This window comes from Amycolatopsis solani, from assembly GCF_033441515.1.
GTDB lineage: Bacteria > Actinomycetota > Actinomycetes > Mycobacteriales > Pseudonocardiaceae > Amycolatopsis > Amycolatopsis solani.
In genome coordinates, this window is sequence record NZ_JAWQJT010000003.1 from 714,609 (window position 1) to 737,202 (window position 22,594).

18 protein-coding genes are annotated in these 22,594 nt (G+C 72.1%); 8 read left to right on the forward strand and 10 right to left on the reverse strand.

The window, feature by feature from the left end:
• The first annotated feature begins 1 nt into the window (after position 1).
• Genes tal through pgl form a run of 5 tightly spaced genes read left to right on the forward strand, consistent with a single transcriptional unit; the run spans position 2 to position 6,036 of the window.
• On the forward strand, positions 2 to 1,114 hold the full coding sequence (gene tal, locus SD460_RS35925) for a transaldolase (protein WP_290052836.1): 1,113 nt from the start codon (positions 2 to 4) through the stop codon (positions 1,112 to 1,114).
• Between the two features lie 8 nt (positions 1,115 to 1,122).
• Complete coding sequence (locus SD460_RS35930) at positions 1,123 to 2,745, forward strand: phosphoglucose isomerase-related protein (protein ID WP_290052838.1); 1,623 nt, start codon at positions 1,123 to 1,125, stop codon at positions 2,743 to 2,745.
• Positions 2,742 to 4,265 carry a glucose-6-phosphate dehydrogenase gene (gene zwf, locus SD460_RS35935; protein WP_290052840.1) on the forward strand — a complete coding sequence of 508 codons (1,524 nt, stop codon included), beginning with the start codon at positions 2,742 to 2,744 and terminating at the stop codon, positions 4,263 to 4,265. The genes SD460_RS35930 and zwf overlap by 4 nt, the downstream gene beginning before the upstream one ends.
• Complete coding sequence (gene opcA / locus SD460_RS35940) at positions 4,262 to 5,260, forward strand: glucose-6-phosphate dehydrogenase assembly protein OpcA (protein WP_290052842.1); 999 nt, start codon at positions 4,262 to 4,264, stop codon at positions 5,258 to 5,260. The genes zwf and opcA overlap by 4 nt, the downstream gene beginning before the upstream one ends.
• Complete coding sequence (pgl, locus tag SD460_RS35945) at positions 5,257 to 6,036, forward strand: 6-phosphogluconolactonase (protein ID WP_290052844.1); 780 nt, start codon at positions 5,257 to 5,259, stop codon at positions 6,034 to 6,036. The genes opcA and pgl overlap by 4 nt, the downstream gene beginning before the upstream one ends.
• Before the next feature lie 81 nt (positions 6,037 to 6,117).
• Here the strand turns inward: pgl and SD460_RS35950 are convergent, their stop codons facing one another.
• Positions 6,118 to 6,681: a TetR/AcrR family transcriptional regulator gene (locus SD460_RS35950; protein WP_290052846.1), complete on the reverse strand. Its 564-nt coding sequence runs from the start codon at positions 6,679 to 6,681 to the stop codon at positions 6,118 to 6,120.
• Between the two features lie 125 nt (positions 6,682 to 6,806).
• Here SD460_RS35950 and SD460_RS35955 point away from each other — a divergent pair, with 125 nt between their 5' ends.
• A complete protein-coding gene (locus tag SD460_RS35955) occupies positions 6,807 to 7,877 on the forward strand; it encodes an FAD-dependent oxidoreductase (protein WP_290052849.1) in 1,071 nt (356 codons plus the stop codon).
• 291 nt (positions 7,878 to 8,168) lie between these two features.
• On the forward strand, positions 8,169 to 9,368 hold the full coding sequence (locus tag SD460_RS35960) for a sensor histidine kinase (protein ID WP_290052851.1): 1,200 nt from the start codon (positions 8,169 to 8,171) through the stop codon (positions 9,366 to 9,368).
• A 504-nt stretch (positions 9,369 to 9,872) separates the two neighbouring features.
• Here the strand turns inward: SD460_RS35960 and SD460_RS35965 are convergent.
• The 6 genes from SD460_RS35965 to SD460_RS35990 all read right to left on the reverse strand — a co-directional run bounded on the left by SD460_RS35965 (position 9,873) and on the right by SD460_RS35990 (position 15,916).
• The gene (locus tag SD460_RS35965; RefSeq protein ID WP_290057356.1) at positions 9,873 to 10,217 is read right to left on the reverse strand and encodes an RNA polymerase-binding protein RbpA; all 345 of its coding nucleotides are present in this window, start codon (positions 10,215 to 10,217) and stop codon (positions 9,873 to 9,875) included.
• Between the two features lie 104 nt (positions 10,218 to 10,321).
• Positions 10,322 to 10,552 carry a preprotein translocase subunit SecG gene (gene secG, locus SD460_RS35970; protein WP_003071471.1) on the reverse strand — a complete coding sequence of 77 codons (231 nt, stop codon included), beginning with the start codon at positions 10,550 to 10,552 and terminating at the stop codon, positions 10,322 to 10,324.
• A 127-nt stretch (positions 10,553 to 10,679) separates the two neighbouring features.
• Entirely contained in the window at positions 10,680 to 11,465 is a 786-nt protein-coding gene (gene tpiA / locus SD460_RS35975) for a triose-phosphate isomerase (protein WP_290057355.1), read from the reverse strand.
• Positions 11,465 to 12,679, reverse strand: coding sequence for a phosphoglycerate kinase (locus SD460_RS35980; RefSeq protein ID WP_290057354.1), 1,215 nt, complete (start codon positions 12,677 to 12,679; stop codon positions 11,465 to 11,467). Before SD460_RS35980 ends, tpiA begins: the two co-directional genes overlap by 1 nt.
• A gap of 4 nt (positions 12,680 to 12,683) precedes the next feature.
• The gene (gap, locus tag SD460_RS35985) at positions 12,684 to 13,688 is read right to left on the reverse strand and encodes a type I glyceraldehyde-3-phosphate dehydrogenase (RefSeq protein WP_290057353.1); all 1,005 of its coding nucleotides are present in this window, start codon (positions 13,686 to 13,688) and stop codon (positions 12,684 to 12,686) included.
• 1,046 nt (positions 13,689 to 14,734) lie between these two features.
• A complete protein-coding gene (locus SD460_RS35990; protein WP_290057352.1) occupies positions 14,735 to 15,916 on the reverse strand; it encodes a winged helix DNA-binding domain-containing protein in 1,182 nt (393 codons plus the stop codon).
• 71 nt (positions 15,917 to 15,987) lie between these two features.
• Here SD460_RS35990 and SD460_RS35995 point away from each other — a divergent pair, with 71 nt between their 5' ends.
• Positions 15,988 to 16,632, forward strand: coding sequence for a LysE family translocator (locus SD460_RS35995; RefSeq protein ID WP_290057351.1), 645 nt, complete (start codon positions 15,988 to 15,990; stop codon positions 16,630 to 16,632).
• On the opposite strand, the gene SD460_RS36000 is transcribed toward SD460_RS35995, so the two are convergent.
• The 3 genes from SD460_RS36000 to SD460_RS36010 all read right to left on the reverse strand — a co-directional run bounded on the left by SD460_RS36000 (position 16,613) and on the right by SD460_RS36010 (position 22,588).
• Positions 16,613 to 16,939, reverse strand: a complete 327-nt coding sequence (locus SD460_RS36000; protein WP_290057350.1) for an ArsR/SmtB family transcription factor — start codon at positions 16,937 to 16,939, stop codon at positions 16,613 to 16,615. The two genes, SD460_RS35995 and SD460_RS36000, sit on opposite strands and share 20 nt — an antisense overlap.
• Entirely contained in the window at positions 16,936 to 17,721 is a 786-nt protein-coding gene (locus tag SD460_RS36005) for a TIGR03620 family F420-dependent LLM class oxidoreductase (RefSeq protein ID WP_290057349.1), read from the reverse strand. The genes SD460_RS36000 and SD460_RS36005 overlap by 4 nt, the downstream gene beginning before the upstream one ends.
• Positions 17,722 to 18,127: 406 nt before the next feature.
• A complete protein-coding gene (locus SD460_RS36010) occupies positions 18,128 to 22,588 on the reverse strand; it encodes a coiled-coil domain-containing protein (protein ID WP_318307357.1) in 4,461 nt (1,486 codons plus the stop codon).
• Positions 22,589 to 22,594 lie beyond the last annotated feature (6 nt).

A 22,594-nucleotide genomic window follows, 5' to 3' on the forward strand; every position in this document is an offset into this window, starting at 1 on the left:
AATGAGCACCGACAAGCTCGCGCAGCTGTCCGAGGCCGGCGTATCGATCTGGCTCGACGACCTTTCGCGGGAACGCCTGAACACCGGCAACCTCGCCGCGCTGATCCGCGACAAGCACGTCGTGGGCGTGACGACCAACCCGACGATCTTCGCCAACGCGATGTCGAAGGGCGACGCCTACGACGAGCGGACCCGTGAACTCGCCGCCCAGGGCGCCGACGTCGAGGCGACCATCCGCGACCTGACCACGACCGACGTGCGCAACGCCGCGGACCTGTTCCGCGACGTCTACTCCGCCACGAACGGCGTCGACGGCCGGGTCTCCATCGAGGTCGACCCGCGCCTGGCCAAGGACACCGACAAGACGGTCGTCGAGGCGCAGGACCTGTGGAAGACCGTGGACCGGCCGAACGTGCTGATCAAGATCCCGGCCACCGAAGAGGGCCTGCCCGCCATCACCAAGACCCTGGCCGAGGGCATCAGCGTCAACGTCACGCTGATCTTCTCCGTCGAGCGGTACAAGAAGGTCATCGAGGCCTACTTCGCCGGCTTGGAGCAGGCGAAGGCCAACGGCCACGACCTGCGCGGCATCCACTCGGTGGCGTCGTTCTTCGTGTCCCGGGTGGACACCGAGATCGACAAGCGCCTGGAAGCCATCGGCACCGACGAAGCCCTGGCGCTGCGCGGGAAGGCGGCCGTCGCCAACGCGCGGCTCGCCTACGCGGCCTTCGAGGAGCTGTCCGCCACCGACCGCTGGCAGGCCCTCGCGGCCGACGGCGCGAACGCGCAGCGCCCGCTGTGGGCGTCGACCGGCGTGAAGAACCCGGACTACTCCCCCACGCTCTACGTCGACCAGCTCGTGGTGAAGGACACCGTCAACACGATGCCGGAGAAGACCCTCGACGAGGTGGCCGCGCACGCGCAGATCACCGGCGACCAGGTCACCGGCCGCGCGGCCGAGGCGCAGGAAGTCTTCGACCGGCTCGAGGCCGTGGGCATCGACATCCGCGACGTCTTCCTCACGCTGGAGAACGAGGGTGTCGAGAAGTTCGAGAAGTCGTGGATCGAGCTTCTGGAGACCGTGCAAGGGCAGCTCGATCAGGCGAAGGGCTGAAGCACGACATGACGACTGCTGAGAAGACCGGCGTCGAGATCGTGGACGCCGCACTGGCGGAGCGCGCCAAGCCGCTGGCCGAGCAGCTGGCCGGCGACCAGGCTGCTTCGAAGCTGGCGGCCCAGGACGCGACGCTCTGGGGGCCGGACGCCGAACCCGAGGCGTCGATCCGGCTGTCGTGGACGACGCTGCACAAGTCGTCGCGGCCGCTGATCGGCGAGATCGAGGCGCTGCGGACCGAACTGCGGTCCGAGGGCGTCGACCGCGTCGTGCTGGCCGGCATGGGCGGCTCGTCGCTGGCGCCGGAGGTGATCACCGCGACCGACGGCGTCGCGCTGACCGTCCTCGACACGACCGACCCCGGCCAGGTCGCCGACGCACTCGCCGGCGACCTCCAGCGCACCGTGATCGTGGTGTCGTCGAAGTCGGGCGGCACCGTCGAAACCGACAGCCACCGGCGGATCTTCGCGAAGGCGTTCGCCGACGCGGGGATCGACGCGGCCCGGCGGATCGTGGTCGTCACCGACCCGGGTTCGCCGTTCCAGGCACTGTCCGAAAAGGAGGGTTACCGCAAGACCTTCCTCGCCGACCCGCACGTCGGCGGCCGCTACTCGGCGCTGACCGCGTTCGGGCTCGTCCCGGCCGGCCTCGCCGGCGCGGACGTCGCCCGGCTGCTCGACCAGGCCGCTTCGGTGGCCGAAGAGCTCGCCGCGGACTCGGCGGACAACCCGGCGGTCAAGCTGGCCGCCGCGTGGGCCGCCGCGCACGAGGCCGGCGCCGAGAAGGTCGTGCTGGCCGACACCGGTTCGGGCATCAAGGGTTTCCCGGACTGGGCGGAGCAGCTGATCGCCGAGTCCACCGGCAAGCAGGGCACCGGTCTGCTGCCGGTCGCGGTCGAAAGCCCGGCGGCGCCGGGCTTCGCCGACGCGAAGTCCGACGCGACCCCGGTCGCCGTCGGCGGCCCGCAGGGCGCGGCGAAGATCGCCGTCACCGGCTCGCTGGGCGCGCAGTTCCTGCTGTGGGAGTTCGCCACGGCGCTCGCCGGGCGGCTGCTCGGGATCAACCCGTTCGACCAGCCCGACGTCGAAGCGGCCAAGAAGGCGGCGCGTGCGCTGCTGGACGACCCGGAGAAGCTGAAGGGCGGCGAGGAACCGTCCAACGTGGACGGTCCGGTCGAGATCTTCGGCTCCGGCGGGGTGTCCACCGACGGCAGCCTGAAGGACGTGCTCGCCGCGTTCTTCGCTTCGGCGCCGGAAGCGGGCTACATCGCCGTGCAGGCCTACCTCGACCGCCTCGAAGACGCGTCGACGGCCCTGCTGCGCGGGGAGATCGCCAAGCGCACCGGCCTGCAGACGACGTTCGGCTGGGGCCCGCGGTTCCTGCACTCCACCGGCCAGTACCACAAGGGCGGGCACCAGAACGGCGTGTTCCTGCAGCTCACCGGCGCCGTCGAGCAGGACCTCGACGTGCCGGACCGGCCGTACACGCTGGGCCAGCTGCAGCACGCGCAGGCCCTGGGCGACGGGCAGGTGCTCGCCGAGCACGGCCGCCCGGTGCTGCGCCTGCACCTGACCGACCGGGCCGCGGGCCTCGCGGCCGTCGTCCGCGCGGTACAGGAGGTCTCCGCATGACGTGGAAGAACCCGCTGCGCGATCCGCGGGACAAGCGGCTCCCGCGCATCGCCGGGCCGTCCAGCCTGGTGATCTTCGGGGTCACCGGCGACCTGGCCCGCAAGAAGCTGATGCCCGCCATCTACGACCTGGCCAACCGCGGGCTGCTGCCCGCCGGCTTCTCGCTCGTCGGGTTCGCCCGCCGCGACTGGGAGCACCAGGACTTCGGCGAGCTCGTGCACGACTCGGTCAAGGAGCACGCGCGGACGCCGTTCAAGGAGTCGGTGTGGAACCGGCTCGCCGAAGGCATCCGGTTCGTGCAGGGCACCTTCGACGACGACAACGCGTTCGACCGGCTCGCGCAGACGGTGAAGGACCTCGACAAGGAACGCGGCACCGGCGGCAACACCGCGTTCTACCTGTCGATCCCGCCGAGCGCGTTCCCGGTGGTGACCAAGCAGCTGGCCCGCTCCGGGCTGGCCAACGCCGACGAGAACACCTGGCGGCGCGTGGTCATCGAGAAGCCCTTCGGGCACGACCTGAAGAGCGCCGAAGAGCTGAACGCGATCGTCAACGACGTCTTCCCCGAGGAATCGGTGTTCCGCATCGACCACTACCTCGGCAAGGAGACGGTGCAGAACATCCTGGCGCTGCGCTTCGCGAACCAGCTGTTCGAGCCGATCTGGAACGCCAACTACGTCGACCACGTGCAGATCACCATGGCCGAGGACATCGGCCTCGGCGGCCGCGCGGGGTACTACGACGGCATCGGCGCGGCCCGCGACGTCATCCAGAACCACCTGCTGCAGCTGCTGGCCTTCACCGCGATGGAGGAGCCGCTGTCGTTCGACCCGCGGGCCCTGCGCGCGGAGAAGATCAAGGTGCTCTCGGGCACCAAGCCCGTCGAGCCGCTGGACAAGACGACCGCGCGCGGCCAGTACGCCGGTGGCTGGCAGGGCGGCAAGAAGGTGCCCGGCCTGCTGCAGGAAGAGGGCTTCGCGAAGGACTCGAAGACCGAGACCTACGCCGCGGTGACCCTCGAAGTGCAGAGCCGCCGCTGGGCCGGGGTGCCGTTCTACCTGCGCACCGGCAAGCGGCTCGGCCGCCGCGTCACCGAGATCGCCGTCGTGTTCAAGCGGGCGCCGCACCTGCCGTTCGACTCGACGTCGACCGAGGAGCTGGGGCAGAACGCCCTGGTCATCCGGGTCCAGCCGGACGAGGGCATCACACTGCGGTTCGGCTCGAAGGTGCCGGGGACCACGATGGAGGTCCGCGACGTCACGATGGACTTCGGGTACGGCCACGCGTTCACCGAGTCCTCCCCCGAGGCCTACGAACGCCTGATCCTCGACGTGCTGCTGGGTGAGCCGTCGCTGTTCCCGGTGAACGAAGAGGTCGAGCTGTCCTGGAAGATCCTCGACCCGATCCTGGAGCGCTGGGCCAAGGAAGGCTCGCCCGAGCAGTACCCGCCGGGTACCTGGGGCCCGCCGTCCGCCGACGAAATGCTGGCGCGCACCGGCCGGAAATGGAGGCGCCCGTGATCATCGACCTGCCGTCCACCACGACGTCGGCGTTGAACAAGAAGCTGGTGGAGATCCGCGAACAGGGCGGGCAAGTCGCGCTCGGGCGGGTCTTGACGCTGGTGATCGTGGCCGACGACGACGCCAAGCTGGAAGAAGCGATCGAAGCCGCCAACGGCGCCAGCCGCGAGCACCCGTCGCGGGTGATCGTGGTGGCCAAGGGCGCCCGCACGGCGGCCCCGCGCATCGACGGCCAGATCCGCGTCGGCGGCGACGCCGGCGCGAGCGAGGTCATCGTGCTGCGCCTGTACGGCCCGCTGGTCGCGCAGGGCCAGAGCGCGGTGGTGCCGCTGCTGCTGCCGGACGCGCCGATCGTCTGCTGGTGGCCGGGCGCCGGCCCGAAGGACCCGGCGAACGACCCGCTCGGCGAACTGGCCCAGCGCCGGATCACCGACTCCGCCGCGGAGAAGAGCCCGGTCCGGTCCCTGACCACGCGTGCGAAGGCGTACACGGCCGGCGACACCGACCTGGCGTGGACCCGGCTGACGCGCTGGCGCGCGCAGCTGGTGTCGGCGCTGGACCTCCCGCCGTACGAGAAGGTCACCGGCGCGACGGTCACCGGCGAAGCCGATTCGCCGTCCACCGAGCTGCTGGCCGGCTGGCTGGCGGAGTACCTGAAGGCGCCGGTGAAGCGCGTGAAGAGCGCCGGCGCGGCCGGGATCATCTCGGTGACGCTGGACCGCCGGTCCGGCCCGGTGGAACTGCACCGCCCGGACGGCCGCGTCGGCACGCTGACCCAGCCGGGCCAGCCGACCCGCCGCATCGCGCTGCAGCGCCGCAACAACCAGGACTGCCTGATCGAGGAGCTCCGCCGGCTCGACCCGGACGAGATCTACGAGGCGGCCCTGCACGGCCTGAGCAAGATCGTCACGGGCACCAACGGCAAGACGGGTGCCCCGGCGAAGGCCGACGTCACCTCCCCGGCCGCCGCCGCCGCGGCGGGTGCCAAGAAATGAGCAAGACCGAAGTAGTCGTCTACGCGAACCAGGACCTCCTGGCGGCCGCCGCGGCCGCCAGGCTGGTCACGCGGCTGGTGGACGTCCAGGCGGCCAAGGGGACGGCGTCCCTGGTGCTGACCGGCGGCGGCACGGGCATCGCGGTGCTGGCGGAGCTGCAGGCGTCGTCGGCCCGCGACGCGATCGACTGGTCCCGGCTGGACATCTACTGGGGCGACGAGCGGTTCGTCCCGGCGGATTCGGACGAGCGGAACGAGAAGCAGGCCCGCGAGGCCCTGCTCGACCACGTCCCGCTGGACCCGAAGCGGGTTCACGCGATCGCGGCGTCGGACGGCGAGTTCGGCGACGACCCGGACGCGGCGGCCGCGGCGTACGCCGCGGTGCTGGCGGACAACGCGGGTCCGGAGGACCACGGCGACGTCCCGACGTTCGACATCATGCTGCTCGGCCTGGGCGGCGAGGGGCACACCGCGTCGGTGTTCCCGGAGTCGCCGGCGGTCTACGAGACCGAGCGATCGGTGGTGGCGGTGCGGAACTGCCCGAAGCCGCCACCCACGCGCATTTCGCTGACGCTGCCGGCGATCCGGCACGCCCGCGACGTCTGGCTGATGACGGCCGGCGAGAGCAAGGCGGACGCGGTGGCACTGGCGCTGTCGGGCGCCGGCGAAGTCCAGCTGCCGGTGGCCGGCGCCCGCGGGCACCGGCGCACGCTGTGGCTGCTCGACCGCGCCGCGGCGGGGAAGCTGACGAAGGTGTACCAGCCGCCCACGGCGTGAAGCGGTTTCGGTGAAGGCCCCCGGCGGTTGCCGGGGGCCTTCGTCGTTCCCGCGCCCTTCCCGGCCGGGCGCTCAGGCGGTTCATTCCGTGCGCCAGCCGCGTTCCAGGCAGCCGAAGATCTCCTCCGCCGCCCAGCGCGGGTTTTCGTGGGCCGTGATCAGGTCGCGGGAGGCCAGGGCGAACCTCGCCAGTGCCGCGGAGCGCACGTCGCCCGGCGGGGCGCCCGACTCCGCCGCGATGGCCTCGGCCAGCGCCGTCTCGTGGCGCATCCACATGCGCCTGCCGTACTCGCGCAGCGCGGGGGTGCTTTCGATCAGGCGCAGGAACTCCTCGTCCGGGCCGCCGTCGGAGACGTCGCGGAGGATGTGCTTGCGCAGCGCGTCCACGATCGTGTGGCGCGGCGGGCGCCCGTGGACCGCGGCGACCAGTGCCGCTTCGATGTCGTCGTCCTGGTCGAACAGCAGCGCTTCCTTGCTGGGGAAGTACTTGAACAACGTCGTCACCGAGACGTCGGCGGCGTCCGCGACCTCCTTCACCCCGACCTCGTCGTAGCCGCGTTCGAGGAACAGCCTCAGCGCGGCGTCGGCCAGCGCCTGCCGTGTCTGCGCCTTCTTGCGCTCGCGGCGCCCGATCACTTCGGTCATGCCCGTCAGCCTACGTGGTGGTGGACTCACTTCAAAAGTTGAGCCGTTGCACTTTTTGAGTCACTGTGCTTTTCTGGGACCAGGCCGCCGGACGAGCCGGGGCCCCGAACTTCCAGGGGGAAGCCATGAACTCCATCGCGATCGTCGGCGCCGGCCTCGGCGGCCTGGCCTGCGCCCGTGTCCTGCAGCTGCACGGCGCCGAGGTCACCGTCTTCGAACAGGAGGCCTCGGCCGGCGCCCGGCCGCAGGGCGGCACGCTCGACATGCACGGCGACACCGGCCAGGTCGCCCTGCGCACCGCCGGCCTGCACGACCGCTTCCGCGAGCTGGCCCGGCCCGAGGGGCAGCAGATGCGCGCCCTCGACCCGCACACCGCCGACGTCGTCATCGACGAGACCCCCGACGACGACTTCCGGCCCGAAATCGACCGCGGCCAGCTCCGCGGCATCCTCCTCGACTCGCTCGCGCCCGGCACCGTGCGCTGGGGGCAGGCGATCACCGGCGTCACCGGCCCGCGGCTGACGTTCAAGGACGGCCGCAGCCAGGACTTCGACCTCGTCGTCGGCGCGGACGGCGCGTGGTCGCGGGTCCGCCAGGCCCTGACCGGCGTCCGGCCCCGCTACAGCGGGGTCACGTTCGTCGAGTTCGACCACGACGGCGGCTCGAACCTCGCGGCGCTGACCGGCCGGGGCACGCTGGTGACCAAGGCCGGCGGGCGCGCGATCTTCGCGCAGCGCACGAGCAACGGCGACGTCCGCTGCTACGCCGTGTTCTACGCCGCCGAGGACTGGCACGCCGGCCTCGACTTCGCCGACACCGCTGCCGTGCGCGCGAGCCTGCTCGAGCGCTACGCCGGCTGGCACCCGGACGTGCTCCGGTTCCTGGCCGACGTCCGCGGCGGGTTCACCCACCGGCCGCTGCACGTCCTGTCGGTCCCGCACGCGTGGACGCACACGCCGGGCCTCACCCTGCTCGGCGACGCGGCCCACCTGATGCCGCCGCTGGGGGTCGGCGCGAACCTCGCGCTCCTCGACGGCACCGAGCTGGCCACCGCACTGGCGACGGCGCCGAGCGTCGACGAGGCGGTCATGGCCTACGAGGCCGGGATGCTGCCACGGTCGATCGAAACCGCCAAGGCGTGCGCGAGCGGTCTCGACGACCTGCTCAGCGACGACCTCCATTCGATGGCGGCCTGAAGAACTACCGCCGGGCGGCCACACGTGAGTAACATGATTCCCACGATGTGGTCGTCCCGGTACACGCAGAGCGGCGCTTGCTCCACTCTGAGTAGCACACTGGCACGACCTTCCCCCTTTTGGACCAAGTCGTTACGGAATCCGGACGCCGGAACACCGACGGCGGGTGAAACTTACTGTCTTCGTACGTGACCTCGTTAGCATCCGCACATTTGTTCGTTGCTGCGCGTCCCGATCGGGCCCTGAGCACCTCTCACCACCAAGTCCACAAGACGAATGGGGTCGCCAGCGATGAGTACAGAGGGACTCTCGATTCCAGGCATCTCGATCGCGAGCTCGGGGCCGTCGGCCGCCGAGCGGATGCGAAAGCGGGGGCTGAGCGTGTTCGGCTCGGTACCCCGGCCCGCGGTGGTCACGTTCGCCATCGACGCGGCCGCGGTCATCTTGGCGGTGCTCGACGTCTGGCTGGTGATCCCCGAGAAGGCCCAGCCGTATTCGATCTGGCTCTCCGGCGCCGCCTGCCTCGCGGTGGTGTTCCGGCGGAAGTTCCCGTTCCTCGCGGTGCTCGTCGCGGTCCCCGGCTTCCTGGCCGGCTGGGCGCAGCTCGCGTCGATGATCACGCTCGGCATGCTCGCCACCCGCCGCCAGCTGCACTGGCAGGTCTGGGTCGGCGCGGCGCTGGTGTGGATCTGCCGGTTCGTGCAGTGGCCCTTGGAAGACTTCGCCGAGCTCAGCTGGCGTGAACACATCCTCGACGGCATCTACGGCGTCCTCGTCGCCGGCATGCCGATCGCGATCGGCCTCCTGATCGGGGCGCGGGCCGAGGTCGCGAACAAGCTCGCCGAGCTGGCCACGAGCCGCGACCGCGAGCGCCGCTTCCACGCCGACGCCGTCCGCGCCGAAGAGCGCGCCCGGCTGGCCCGCGAGATGCACGACGTGGTGTCCCACCAGATCACGCTGATCGCGATGCAGGCCGGCGCGCTGCAGGCCCAGACGACGGACGACCGGGCGATGGAGACCGCGCAGGTCATCCGGACGCTGTCGAAGCGGACGCTGGAGGAGCTGCGCTCCCTGCTCAGCGTGCTGCGCGCGGGCGCGGACGACGACGGCCCGCGTCCCGGCATCAACGACCTCGACCGCCTGATCCGGACCTCGGAGGTCCCGGTCCACCTGTCGGTGGAGCACCTGCCGGAGGCCCTCCCCAACCAGGTCTCGGCGGCGGCCTACCGGACGGTCCAGGAGTGCCTGACGAACGTCCACAAACACGCCCCGGGCGCGACGGCGACCATCCGCATCCAGGGTGAGCACGGCGCGCTCAAGATCGAGGTCCGCAACGAGCGCGCCAGCCGACCGGGCGAGTCCCTGCCTTCGGGCGGCCACGGCCTGACGGGCCTGGCCGAGCGAGCCCGCCTGCTGGGCGGCAGCTTCGAGACGTCCAAGTCGAAGGACGGCGGCTTCCGGGTCCGCGCCCGCTACCCGCTGGATCGCTGACACGGCGCTGAGCGCGGCCCTGGTTTCGGCGGCGCGGGACGTTCGCCGCGCCGCCGGGAGCCGGCCCGAGCGAGCCCGGCGGCGGCCTGCCGGAGTCGCGATGGCGGCCCGGACGCGATGGCCGCCGGGAGGGGCCGGCGTGCTCGTGCTCCGGCGGTGAAGACCCCTCTCCCCCGGCGCAAGATGCCGGGAAGGGCAGCTTCACGGCAGCCGACGCCGTGGTCTTGGCAGAGCGGGGCCAGCGCGCGGCCGGTCGGCGCAGCTTGGCAGCGCGGGGTCGGCGTGGCTTGGCGGTGCGGCTTGGCGGATGTCTTGAATGACTCATTCAGGTCGTGGGAGGTCCTGAATGACTCATTCAAGACATCCCGGCCCCCATCGCCCCGGCCCGAGCTGCCGAAACTGTCGGTGCACCCCGGTAGCGTGGAAATCGGGGGCTGCTCAGGCGCCCGGGCGCGCGAAAAACCACCCCGAGGAGTCCCGGGGTGGTTTCCTACCCGAAAACGCTTAGATGATTTCCCGGCGCTTGCGCAGTCGCTCGAGCGCCTCCGCCAGGATGGCCTCGCCGTCGGAGTCGCTGCGGCGCTCCTTCACGTAGGCCAGGTGCGTCTTGTACGGCTCGGTCCGCGGCGCGGCCGGCGGGTTCTTCTCGTCCTGTCCGCCCGGGAGCCCGCAGCGGGGGCAGTCCCACTCGTCGGGGATCTCCGCGTCGAGTGCGAACGACGGCCGGGCCTCGTGGCCGTTCGCACACCAGTAACCTACGCGGCGCCGTGGCGCCGACTCACCCCGTTCCGATTCGCCCGTAGGACCGGCACCCACCCTGGTGCCCCGAATCGCGTTACCGCCAACCATGAATCCTCACACCTAGGAATCGGCGGCGCGCCCCCCTATAGGCACGCCGAATCGCGCGTTCCGCCGTCGGATCCGGTCGCGATCGCGGCGGGACGCCGGACGCGTCACACCTTGAGCAGCAGACCCAGGCCCACGATGCTGATCAGCCACACCGCACCCAGCAGCAGGGTGATCCGGTCGAGGTTCTTCTCGGCCACGCTCGACCCGGCCAGGCTCGACTGCATCCCACCGCCGAACAGCGACGACAGGCCACCGCCCCGGCCACGGTGCAGCAGCACAGCGACCACCAGCAGGACGCTGGAGACGATCAACAGGATTTGCAGGAACAGCTTCATGTCATCCTCTGGGCTCTAGGAGAATGCAGGGGTACGGCATGGTCGTTTCCGACCTCCACCGTACCCCTGGACTCGTCCACTGCTGTGTGACGGACCGGATACACAGGTTACCCGGTCGTGGCCTCGATCAGGGCAGCGGCCCGCCCGCGGCGAGTGCGCAGAGTTTCGTGAACTCCTCGCCGTCGAGGCTCGCTCCGCCGACCAGGGCACCGTCGATGTTCTCGCAGCCCACCAGCTCGCTGATGTTGCCCGACTTCACCGAGCCCCCGTAGAGCACCCGGACGGACGAAGCGACCTCGTCGCCGTACTTCTCCTGGAGGGTGGCGCGGATGGACTTGCAGACCTCTTCGGCGTCGGCCGACGACGCGACCTTGCCGGTGCCGATCGCCCAGACCGGCTCGTACGCGACGACCACGCCGGAGACCTGCTCGGCCTTGAGGCCCTTCAGGCCCTCGATCAGCTGCGTCGTGGTGTGGTGGATGTGCTCGCCGGCCTCGCGGACCTCGAGCTTCTCCCCGATGCAGAGGATCGGCGTGATGCCGTGCTTGAGCGCGGCCTTGACCTTCTTGTTGACCAGCTCGTCGGTCTCGGCGTGGTACTCGCGCCGCTCCGAGTGCCCGACGGCGACGAACTTGCAGCCCAGCTTCGCGAGCATCAGGCCCGAGATGTCACCGGTGTAGGCACCGGAGTCGTGCGGCGACAGGTCCTGCGCGCCGTAGGTCAGCGACAGCTTGTCGCCGTCGACCAGGGTCTGCACGCTGCGGATGTCGGTGAACGGCGGCAGCACCGCCACATCGACCTTCGCGTAGTACTTCTCCGGCAGCGCGAAGGCGATCTTCTGCACCAGCGCGATGGCCTCGAGGTGGTTCAGGTTCATCTTCCAGTTGCCGGCGATGAACGGCTTGCGTGCCACTAGTTCTTCTCCTCCAGCGCCGTGACGCCCGGCAGTTCCTTGCCCTCGAGGTACTCCAGCGAGGCACCGCCGCCGGTGGAGATGTGCGAGAAGCCGTCTTCGGGCAGGCCCAGCTGCCGCACCGCGGCGGCCGAGTCGCCGCCGCCGACCACGGTGAACGCGTCGCTCTTGACCAGGGCTTCCGCGACGGCACGGGTGCCGCCGGAGAACGCCTCGAACTCGAACACGCCCATCGGGCCGTTCCAGAAGACGGTCTTGGCGTCGGCCAGCTTGCTCGCGAACAGCTCGCGGCTCTTCGGACCGATGTCCAGCCCCTGGCGGTCGGCCGGGATCGCGGTGGACTCGACGACCTCGTGCTCGGCGTCGGCCGCGAACTCCGTCGCGGCGAGCACGTCGACCGGCAGGACCAGTTCGACGCCGCGCTTCTCGGCCTCGGCGAGGAAGCCCTTCACCTGGTCGAGCTGGTCGGCCTGCAGCAGCGACTGGCCGACCTCGTGGCCCTGGGCCTTGAGGAAGGTGTACGCCATGCCGCCGCCGACGAGCAGCCGGTCGACCTTGGTCAGCAGGTTCGCGATGACGCCGAGCTTGTCGGACACCTTCGCGCCGCCGAGCACGACCACGTAGGGCCGCTGCACGTCGTCGGTCAGCTTCTTCAGCACGTCCAGCTCGGCCAGCACCAGGCCGCCGGCGTACGCCGGGAGCACCGAAGCGACCTCGTAGACCGAAGCCTGCTTGCGGTGGACGACGCCGAAGCCGTCGGAGACGAACGCGCCGCCCGGGACGAGCGCGCCCAGCTCGGCGGCCAGCTCGGAGCGGTCCGCGGCGTCCTTGCTGGTCTCGCGCGCGTCGAAGCGCACGTTCTCCAGCAGCACGACGCCGCCGTCGGCCAGGCCGCCGGTCAGCGCCTTCGCGGACTCGCCGACCAGGTCACCGGCCAGCGCAACCTCGGCACCGAGCAGCTCGGAGAGCCGCTTGGCGACGGGCGCGAGGGTGTACTTCGGGTCCGGCTCGCCCTTGGGGCGGCCGAGGTGCGCGGTGACGACGACCTTCGCGCCCGCGTCGGCGAGCTTCTTGATCGTCGGCAGCGCGGCGCGGACCCGGCCGTCGTCGGTGATGCGGTCCCCGTCGAGCGGGACGTTCAGGTCCGAACGCACGAGTACGTACCGGCCCTGAACGCCCTCGCCCAGCAGGTCGTCGAGGTTCTTGACGGTCATCGGTTCAGGAGAGCTTCGAACCGACGAGCTTGACCAGGTCGGCGAGGCGGTTGGAGTAACCCCACTCGTTGTCGTACCAGCCGACGACCTTGACCTGGTTGCCGATGACCTTGGTCAGCGGCGCGTCGTAGATGCAGGACGCCGGGTCGGTGACGATGTCCGACGACACGATCGGGTCCTCGTTGTAGCGCAGGTAGCCCGACAGCGCGCCTTCGGCGGCGGCCTTGTACGCGGCGTTGACCTCTTCGAGGGTCGCGGCCTTGGTCAGGGTGACCGTGAGGTCGGTGGCCGAGCCGGTCGGCACCGGGACGCGCAGCGCGTAGCCGTCCAGCTTGCCCTGCAGCTCCGGCAGCACCAGGCCGATGGCCTTGGCGGCCCCGGTCGAGGTCGGCACGATGTTCAGGGCGGCGGCGCGCGAGCGGCGCAGGTCCTTGTGCGGCGCGTCCTGCAGGTTCTGGTCCTGCGTGTACGCGTGGATCGTGGTCATCAGGCCCTGCTCGATGCCGAACGCGTCCTGCAGGACCTTGGCCAGCGGGCCGAGGCAGTTGGTGGTGCACGAGGCGTTCGAGATGATGTTCTGCGAGCCGTCGTACTTGTCGTCGTTGACGCCGAGCACCACGGTCAGGTCCTCGCCCTTGGCGGGCGCGGAGATGATGACCTTCTTGGCCCCGCCGGCGATGTGCGCCTTGGCGGCGTCGGCGTTGGTGAAGAAGCCGGTCGACTCGACCACGACGTCCACGCCCAGGTCACCCCAGGGCAGGTTGGCCGGGTCGCGCTCGGCGAGGGCCTTGATGGTCTTGCCGTCGACGACGATGCCTTCGTCGCTGACGCTGACCTCACCCGGGAACCGGCCCAGGATGGAGTCGTACTTCAGCAGGTGGGCCATCGTGGCGACGTCGCCGAGGTCGTTGAACGCGACGACCTCGATGTCGTGGCCGCTCGCCTTGACGGCGCGGAAGAAGTTGCGGCCGATCCGGCCGAAGCCGTTGACACCTACGCGAACGGTCACTGCTGCCACTCCTCTGAGGATCGGCCGGGGCGTCCGGCCGTGACTTGCGGGCTCGCGGCCACCCTAGCGTGCGGGCATGCGCGTCCCTGACTGCCCTGACGAGACTTCCACCACTTGGCGAACGGGTCAAGAATCGATTAAGAAGCCTGGTGATTTTGCTGGAGTTCCGCGGGGTGGACCACGGCGGACCGGCCGGGGTCGGCGGTCCGGGGTGCGGGACCGGTTCCGGCTGGATATTTGGTGTGCGACGGGTGTGTGTGGGCGGGCTGTGGTGGGGCGGGTTTTTGTGCTGTAACGATTCAGGTGACGGTGGTTTGGGGGGCCGGTTTGCGGGGCGGGTGAGGTGGGCTTCGGGGTGGGGTGTGAGGTCCGTGGCTCGACCGATCCAGCGACCCTCGCGGGCGCGGTCGCACCCGGATGTGGGGGCCGCGGGCCGGAGGGATCGGGGCGGTCGGGGGTCGCTGAGTCGCCCACGCGCGCGGAGGGATTGGGGCTCGGCCAGGCTCGCGGGGGCACCCAACCGCCCGGAGCGGTCGGAGTCGGCCGGGTCGCTGAGTCGCGAACGCGCGCGGAGAGATTGGGGCTCGGCCAGGCTCGCCTGGTCGCCAAGACGGCCGTAGCGGTCGGGGTCGGCCAGGCGCGCCAAGTCACCCAACCACCCCGGGCACCCGGGCCGCCCACCCCGCCCGAAACAGTCGGGCCTCGGCCAGGCGCGCCGAGTCACCCCACTACCCCGGGCCGCCCACCCCGCCTGAAACGGTCGGGCTCGGCCAGGCTCGCCGAACCACCCGGAGCGATCGTGGCCGACAGGCCCGCCGGGTCGCCCACCCCGCCCGGAACAGTCGGGCTCGGCCCGGCCCGCCGAGTCACCAACCACCCGGGGCACCCGGGCCGCTGGGTCACCCAACCGCCCGGAGCGATCGAAGTCGGCCGAGTCCGCTGGTCGCCCCACCGCCGCAACCGGAGCGCTGAAGGCGACCGATCGGTGCGGCGACCGGAGCGATCGTGGCCGGCCAGGCCCGCCGGGAGCGCGGGCAGGGGCACCGCTAGGCCGACAGCTCCCGTTCCAGTGGTGTCCGGAACCGGGGCACCGCGCGCACCTCGCCGAACCACTCCGTGCAGTGCTCTGCTGCCTTCTCTGCCGCCGTCTTCACCTCCGCTCCCACGTCCTCCAGCAGCCGCCAGGCGATGTCGCCTGAGGGGCGCTGGGCCCAGCCGCCCACTATCCGGCCTTGCGACCAGATCGTCGGGCCGATGTTGCCGCTGCGGTCGAACAGCGCCGCTCGGTGCGGGCCCAGGAACCAGTCGCGGTCCTGCCAGCCCATCGGGGTCGGGTCCAGGGCCGGCAGGAACGCCACCCACGGGGGTGGCGGCGGCACCGGCTCCAGGTCGTCCGGCAGCGCGATCCCCGGTACGCCGTCGAGGTCCACCTCGGCCGGCGACAACGCGGCCAGTGCCTTCTTCGTCTGCCCCGCCGTCCAGCCCGTCCACCACCGCAGGTCGGACGCCGGCGCCGGGCCGTACGCGTGCAGCCAGCGGCGGGCCAGCTCGGCGCGGGCCGCTTCCGGCTCCCATGCGCGCATGCCGCCGGGGACCCACTCGTCCAGTGGGTGCCAGACGTACTGCGTGCTGATCCAGCTCCCGCGCGGCCTCCCCCGCACGATGCGCCCGCCCGCCGCCAGCAGGAACAGCACCCGGCTCGTCACGTTGCCGATCGCCTCGTACGGCTTCCCCGCCGCCATCAGCAGTTGCTGGCGCAGGCGGGGCTCGTCCTCGCTGAGCTGCTGCGCCGTCGCCGAGCCACGCGCGCGCAGCGCCTCCTCCACCGAAGCTTCGACCGAAGCCAGCCACTTCGCCGGCTCCGGGACGTTCTCCGGGTGCCCCTGCTGCCCCAGGTGCTGCTCCAGCAGTTTCCGCTGCTTCACGACGATGTCCGCCGCGCACCCGGCCTGCACGAGCGCCGCCGTCTCCAGATCCGTCACGAACACCGTGCGCCGCATGCCGAGCAGCCGCACCAGGGAGCGGTCCTCGTAAAGCGCTTGCTCCACACCGGAAACCGCCGGAGCCGCCAGCCGCGCGGACGCCGAAAGGTGCACGGTCGCCGGGTCGGTGGCGTGCAGGGCGACGATGCCCGCGACCGCGTCCGCCACCGCGGGGGCGGGCGCAGCGAGGTGGTGGCGGACCGCGAGGCGGGCCCGGCGCTGGTCGGTGCTGATCTTCGGAGGCACTCCGTTTTCCTACCACCCGGCACCGACAAAAACGCCTGGAAACCCCCGCGACCAGCGGATAGTCTCGCGACATGGTCTCCGGTACGCACTTGGCGGCGTTCGCCGCGCTGACGTTCCTCATGGTCGTGGTCCCCGGGCCGAGCGTGCTGTTCACGATCAGCCGCGCGCTCACCGTCGGGCGCCGCGACGCGCTGCTCACCGTCGTCGGCAACTCCGCGGGCGTGTACACGCAGGTCGTCGCGGTCGCGTTCGGGCTCGGCGCGCTCGTGACGACGTCGGCCGCGGTCTTCACGGCGGTCAAGATCGCCGGCGCCGCCTACCTCGTCTACCTGGGGATCCAGGCGGTCCGGCACCGCCGGAAGCTGACCGACGCGATGGCCGCGAAGGTGCGCGCCACGCCGGGCCGCGTCCTCACCGTCCTGCGCGACGGCTTCATCGTCGGCTTCGCCAACCCGAAGTCGATCGTGTTCCTCGCCGCGCTGCTCCCCCAGTTCGTCGACCCCGCCGCCGGTTCGGTGCCCGCGCAGATGCTGGTCCTCGGGCTGTGCCTGCCCGCGATCGCACTGGCCACCGACACGGCGTGGGCGCTGGTCGCCGGCACCGCCCGCACCTGGTTCGCCCGCTCGCCGAAACGCCTGGAAGCCATCGGCGGCACCGGCGGCCTGGTCATGATCGGCCTCGGCACCGGGCTGGCGTTCACCGGCCGGGGTGACTGAGCACCAGGTCGAGCAACCCGGGGAACGCGGCGTCGAATTCGGGGCGCCGCAACCGGTTCAGCCGCCGCGGCCCGTCGTCGCGCTGCTCGATCAGGCCCGCCGCGCGCAGCACCGCGAAGTGGTGGCTGCGGGTCGCCTTCGCCACCGGCAGGTCGAACGTGCCGCACGCCTTCGTCCACTCGGGCACGGCGGCCAGCTCGCGCAGGATGCTGCGGCGCACCGGATCGGCGACCGCGGCCAGCGCCTCCTGCAGCGAAACCTCCGCCGGGAGCGCGTGCGAGAGCCCCCGGGCCCGCGCCGTGCTCACCGGACCGCCTCCACCAGGCCGGGCCACCACTCGCGCGGCAGGCCGTCGAGCGGCACGACCACCTGGTCGGCCCCCGCGGCCCGGAACTCGCGCAGCCGCGCCACGACGGCGTCGAAATCGCCCCACACCGTGACGCCGTCGACCAGCCGGTCCGACAGGCCCGCGACGTCCTCGTCGGAGAAGCCCATCCGCCGGAAGTTGGCCGCGTAGCCCGGCACGCCGGCCAGGAACTTCAGCGAGCCGCCGCGGACGGTCTCCCGCATCGCGGCGGCGTCGGTCTCCGCCACCACATTCAGCAGCACGGACAGCTGCGGGCCCGCGCCGAGGATCTCCCGCGCCGACGCGACGTAATCCGTCGTCACCAGGTACGGGTACGCGCCCGAAGCGCGGTCGCGCGCCAGCCCGAGCATCCGCGGCCCGAGCGCCGAAAGGATCCGCGCGGACGGCGGCACGACCTCCTCGATCTCGTCGAGGTAGTCGTTCAGCGCCGCCAGCGGCCGTGCCCCGTGCGCCCCGCCGAGGCCGACGACGAACCGGCCGGCGGGCAGGTCCGCGTACGTCGAGGCCACCGCGGCGGCCGGCACCCGGTCGACCGACAGGATCCCGCTGGCCACCTGGATCCGCGAGGTGCCACGGACCACCTCGGCGATCCGCGCCAGGTTGTTCTCTTGGCCGCCGGGCAGCCAGAGCGTGCTGTAGCCCAGCTCCTCCAGCTCGGCCGCCACGGCGGTGTCGGTGTCCAGCGCGGTGTGGGTGGCCCCCAGCGGCCCCAGCTTCGTCATGCGCGGAGGAACCACGAAGCCGGCCGGGTTGTTCCCGTCAGGCCGGCTGTTCGTCCTCGGCGGAATCCCCGGCGGCTTCGGGCGGCCAACGGGATGCGACGGCGATCGCGAGTACGGCCGCCGCCACCCGGCCGGACACCCGGGCGATTCGCCGGGCTCGTTCCACCGCGTCGTCCGCGGTGCGGTCCGGCCGAAACCCATGGACCTCAGTGGTCGTAAGGGTCCCGGAGCTCGCGGCCGAACGCGGCGTCGAGGTCGGCGTGAAACCGCTTGGCGTCGACCATCGGGGCGTTCTCGGACATGGCGGCGAACTGCACCCGAGTCACGGCCGGCCGGCCGCGCAGCGGATGAGTTCGCCGATCGGGTACCGCTGCGCATGGAGACCCGACATGTCGCGGTCCTCCCGTCACGCCGGCTGCTCGTCCTCCGCGGAATCCCCGGCGGCTTCGGGCGGCCGGGTAAACATCCGCGTCGCCGAGAGCCGTGCGACGCCGTCCGGGTCGCCCAGGTCGTCCAGGGAGTTGCGGACCGTCGAGTCGACCGACAGGTACTTGCGGCCCGCGCGCAGGTCCGCGTCGTTGCGCAGCCGGACGATCAGCGGGAACTCCGACAGCGCGCCCGCGTCGAACAGGCCGGTCGTGTAGATCAGCTGGACGCCCAGTGCCTCGGCCACCGCCCGCTGCAGCTCCAGCAGGTACCCGGCGGACGCGCGGCCGATCGGGTTGTCCAGGAACAGCACGCCCGAGTGCCGGTTGCGGGCCTTGCCGCGGTTGTTGGCGCGCAGCGCCGCCAGCGTGCAGTACAGGATGATCGCCGCGGTCAGCTGCTGGCCGCCCGAGAAGACGTCGCGGATCTCCGAGACGCGCTGGCGTTCGGTCCGCAGCACCGAGTCCGGCTTGAGCATGTCGACGCGGAAGCCCTTGGGCGCCGCCGCCCGGACGCCGCGCAGCACCAGGGAAAGCCCGTCGCGCTTGACGTCCCGGCCGTCGGCGGTCTTGCCGACCGCGGCCTCGTCGACGACCTCGCCGAGCTTCTCGGCGAGCGCGTTGTCCTCCAGCTCGGTGAAGCGGATGCGGAGGAACTCCTGCCCGGACCAGTCGCCGAGGCCGTCCGGCAGCCGGGAGACGCGCTGGGCCGAGCGCAACGTCCGGAGCGCGCCGTCGACCATGCCCTGCAGGCGCGTGATGATGCCGCCGCGGTGCCGGTCGATCTGCGCGAGGTCGTCGGTGAGCGAGCGCAGCCGCGGCCGCAGCGCCTCGGCCCACTCGGCGGCGTGCGCCGGGAGCTGGTCGCGCTTGACCGAGATGACCTGCTGGCGGACCGGGGTGCTCAGCTTCTCGAACCGCTTCTCCGTCGCGTACTGCGCCAGCTGGTCCGCGGCCGCGCGCACCCGCCGGTCACCGGCGTCGGCGGCGTCCTGGGCGTCGGTGAAGGTGGCGTTCAGCCGCGTGTGCTGGGCGCGCGCGGTGTCGACGTCGCCGTCGTAGGCGACCGCGTCCGTGTCGGTCACCAGGTGCGCCATCGACTCCGCGAGCAGCGAGAAGCCGGACGCCGAACTGCGCGCCGACTCCAGCGTCGCTTCGGCCGCGGCCCGGCGTTCCTGCAGCTCTTCCCACTTCCGGGCGGCGGCGGACGCTTCCAGCCCGGCCGCGTCGATCAGCTCCAGGCCGTGCTCGACGTCGCGCGGCTTCTCCCCCGTGGCGCCGGGCTGCGCCGGCAGCGAGTCCAGCTCCGCGCGCCGCGTCGAGACGAGCCCGATGGCCTCGGTGCGCTCGTCCTCGCAGCCGTCGACGACGCGGCGGGCGCGCGCCAAGGCGGCCGCGCGGGCCGAGGCATCTGAGCCGTCGGGTGTCTCCAGCAGCTCGGCCGCCCGCGCCCGGACGGCCGCGTCGAGCGACTCGACCGCCGAGCCCGCGGCCGCTTCGGCGGATTCGGCCTGCTCCAGCTCGGCCCGCAGGTCGCTGCCGACCTCGACCTTCGCGTACGACTCGGACGCCGACAGGTAGGTCCGGCGCAGCGCGTCGACCGGCTCGGCCGGCACCGGGCCGTCGGCGGCGTCGGCCGCGCCCGGCACCTCGGCGAGTTCGGCGCGCGCGGTGGTCGCGGTCCGGCGGTGGCCGTCGGCGGTGCGTTGCTCCTCCCCCGCCTGCTCGCGCAGCCGCGCGGCCTTGCCCGCCGCGTCGGACGCCTGCAGGTCGGCGCGCTCGGCGATCTCGGTCGCGCGCTCGACGTCTTCGGTCCACTCCGCGATCCGCGCACTGCGGGCACCCAGCTCGCCGAGCCGCCGGGCGCGTTCCTCCGCCTCGGCCGCGGCCGCCCGCAGCTCGGGGACGCGCTCCCGCAGCGACGCCGCTTTCTCGCTCAGCCGCGCGAATTCCGCGTCGGCCTGCGTGAGCGCCGTGCGCGCGGTCTCCCGCGCGGTCCGGGCCGCCTGGGCCTGCTCGGCCAGCGTCGCGACGGCGCCGGGCGGGTAGTCCTCGCGCCAGGTGGTGAGCTTCCACGTCAGCGCGCCGTCCGCGGCCAGCTTGGCGGACAGCGCCTCCAGCCGCCGCTGCCGCTCGGTGTGCCGCCGCGCCACGGCTTCGCGCTCGGCGTCGGCGGCTTCTTCGTCGTACATCGCGGGGTTCGGCGGCACGAGGAACTCGACGCCGGGCGCGGCGGGCGCCTCGGCCAGCAGGGCTTCGGTGGTGCCGACGGCGATGGTCGCGGACGGCAGCAGCCGCCGCGTCGTGAGCACTTCGCGGGCGCGGTCCACGTGCGCGGCGTCGTTCAGGAGCACGCCGGACACCAGCTGCGGCACGCTTTCCAGGACTTCGGCCCGCCGGTCGGCGTCCAGTTTGGACAGATAGCGCCAGCCGGACCACGCGGTGATCCCGGCTTCTTCGAGCGCGTCGAGCGCGGCCTGGACGTCTTCGGGCGGCGGCAGCAGCCCGCCGGAGCCGAGAGCCGCGAGAGCCCGCTCGTCGGCGGACTCCTCCATTCGCAGCGCGGTCTGCTCCTTCTCGACGGCCGCGCTCGCCTCGCGCAGCCGTTCCAGCAGCACCGGCAGGTCGCTTTCGAGGGCGACGTCGTCCGCGCCGAGCAGCTCGACCAGGCGGCCTTCGGCGGCGAGCGCGTCGGTCCGGCGGTGCGCGCGGTCGAGGTCCTCGGTCGCGCGCTCGAAGCGGTCCTGCGTGGTGCCCGCGAGCTGGTGGGCCTCGTTCACGGCCCGTTGCGCCGCTTGGAGGTCCGCGGCGACGCGGTCGAGTTCCTGCTCGCGCCGGGCCAGCTCCGAAGCGGCCTGCTCGGCCACCGACCGCGCGGTCCGCGACGCTTCGGCGACGTCGGCGCCCGAGGGCAGCAGCCCGGCGCGGACGGCGTTCTGGACCTCTTCGCGCAGTTCGGTGATCCGCGTGGTCAGCCCGCGGGCCTCGGCCCGGCGGGCGGCCGCGAGGTTGGCGGCTTCGTCGCGTTCGGTCTGCGCTTTCTCGGCTTCGGCGCGCAACGCGCCCGCGTGCGCCTCGGCCTTGTCCGCCTGGCGCTGGGCGTCCTGCGCCAGCGCGTGCAACCCGCGCGCGAGCGCGGAAGCGGCGTCGTTGCGCGCCCGCAGCGCCGGCCGCGCCTTCTCCTCGCGGTTGCCGACGAGCTCGCGCAGGTCCTTCGCCTTGCGGGCGGCGTTCAGCTGGTTGAGCACGGTGGCCGTCTCACGCCAGGCTTCGGCCTCGGTCTTCGCCGCGGCCAGCTCGGCGTCGACGCGCTTGCGGACCTCCTGGGCCTCGTCGAGGCGCAGCACGGCGACCAGCCGGCGCAGCTCGGTGACGGCCGCGGCGAGCCGCCGGTGGTCGCCCTCGGCGAGCTTCTCCGCGGACTTGACCTCGGTGACGTGGTCTTCGAGCCCGGACAGCCTCGCGTTCTCCAGCTCGTTGCGCGCGACGACCCGCCCGGCCAGCTCGGCCATGTCGGCTTTCGCCGATCCGGCGATCTTCCGCGACTCCGCGGCGACGCCTTCTTCGGCGGCCAGCGGCCCCAGCAGCTCCAGCGCGCCCGCCACGAAGTCACGCTCGGACAGCAGATCCCCGCGCTGCGCGAGGTTGTGCGCGTAGGCCGAGACGACCTCGGCGAGGTCCTTCGGCTCGTCCTCGGAGATCACCGCGCGCAGCAGGAACTCGACGAACGCGTCGTCGGTGCCGAACGCGAACGCGTCCGCCGCTTCCCCTTCGCCGGCGTTCATCGCGCGCTGGTAGCGGAACAGCTCGGTGTCGAGGCCGAGGGAGTCGAGCCGGCCGGTCCACTCGTGGTGACGGCGGGTCCAGGACAGCTCCAGCTCGGGCTCGGCCAGCTGCGCGGCGGTGAGCTTGTCGTGGAAGCCGGACATGGTGAGCAGCCGGCCGTCCTGGGTCATCGGCAGGGAATCGAGCCCCAGCGCCGATGTCGGGCGGAAGCAGTACCAGGAGTCGACGAGGTTCTCGGAGTCGGCGGACACCACGTGCCCGCGCCACTCGGAGACCTTGCCGGTGATGATCCGGTGGCCGCTCTCGACGTGCAGCCACTCCAGCACGACGTGCGAAACGTCCTTGGCGGCGACGAACTTCTCGAGGACCTTGGTGCTCGTGGTGCCGACGACCTGGCGGCGGCCGGGCAGCATGACCGAGAAGATCAGCTTGATGAGCACGGACTTGCCGCCGCCGTTCTCGAGGAACAGCACGCTCGCCGGCGACGGGCGGCGCAGCTCGGCCGGCCCGGTCGCGTGGATGCCGGCGCTGAACAGCGCGTCCTGCTGGGGCGCGGTGATCTTGGCGCCGACGCCGCTGAAGTCGAGCACGACGTCCTGGTAGCGGGCACCCGCCGGGCCCACCGAATGCAGGCGGACCCGCGAAAGCTCGTACATCTACTC

Coding starts and splice junctions, on each gene's coding strand:
- tal (WP_290052836.1), top strand. CDS start 2: ATGAGCACCGACAAGCTCGCGCAGCTGTCCGAGGCCGGCGTATCGATC.
- SD460_RS35930 (WP_290052838.1), top strand. CDS start 1,123: ATGACGACTGCTGAGAAGACCGGCGTCGAGATCGTGGACGCCGCACTG.
- zwf (WP_290052840.1), top strand. CDS start 2,742: ATGACGTGGAAGAACCCGCTGCGCGATCCGCGGGACAAGCGGCTCCCG.
- pgl (WP_290052844.1), top strand. CDS start 5,257: ATGAGCAAGACCGAAGTAGTCGTCTACGCGAACCAGGACCTCCTGGCG.
- SD460_RS35950 (WP_290052846.1), bottom strand. CDS start 6,681: ATGACCGAAGTGATCGGGCGCCGCGAGCGCAAGAAGGCGCAGACACGG.
- SD460_RS35955 (WP_290052849.1), top strand. CDS start 6,807: ATGAACTCCATCGCGATCGTCGGCGCCGGCCTCGGCGGCCTGGCCTGC.
- SD460_RS35960 (WP_290052851.1), top strand. CDS start 8,169: ATGAGTACAGAGGGACTCTCGATTCCAGGCATCTCGATCGCGAGCTCG.
- SD460_RS35965 (WP_290057356.1), bottom strand. CDS start 10,217: ATGGTTGGCGGTAACGCGATTCGGGGCACCAGGGTGGGTGCCGGTCCT.
- secG (WP_003071471.1), bottom strand. CDS start 10,552: ATGAAGCTGTTCCTGCAAATCCTGTTGATCGTCTCCAGCGTCCTGCTG.
- SD460_RS35980 (WP_290057354.1), bottom strand. CDS start 12,679: ATGACCGTCAAGAACCTCGACGACCTGCTGGGCGAGGGCGTTCAGGGC.
- SD460_RS35995 (WP_290057351.1), top strand. CDS start 15,988: ATGGTCTCCGGTACGCACTTGGCGGCGTTCGCCGCGCTGACGTTCCTC.
- SD460_RS36005 (WP_290057349.1), bottom strand. CDS start 17,721: ATGACGAAGCTGGGGCCGCTGGGGGCCACCCACACCGCGCTGGACACC.
- SD460_RS36010 (WP_318307357.1), bottom strand. CDS start 22,588: ATGTACGAGCTTTCGCGGGTCCGCCTGCATTCGGTGGGCCCGGCGGGT.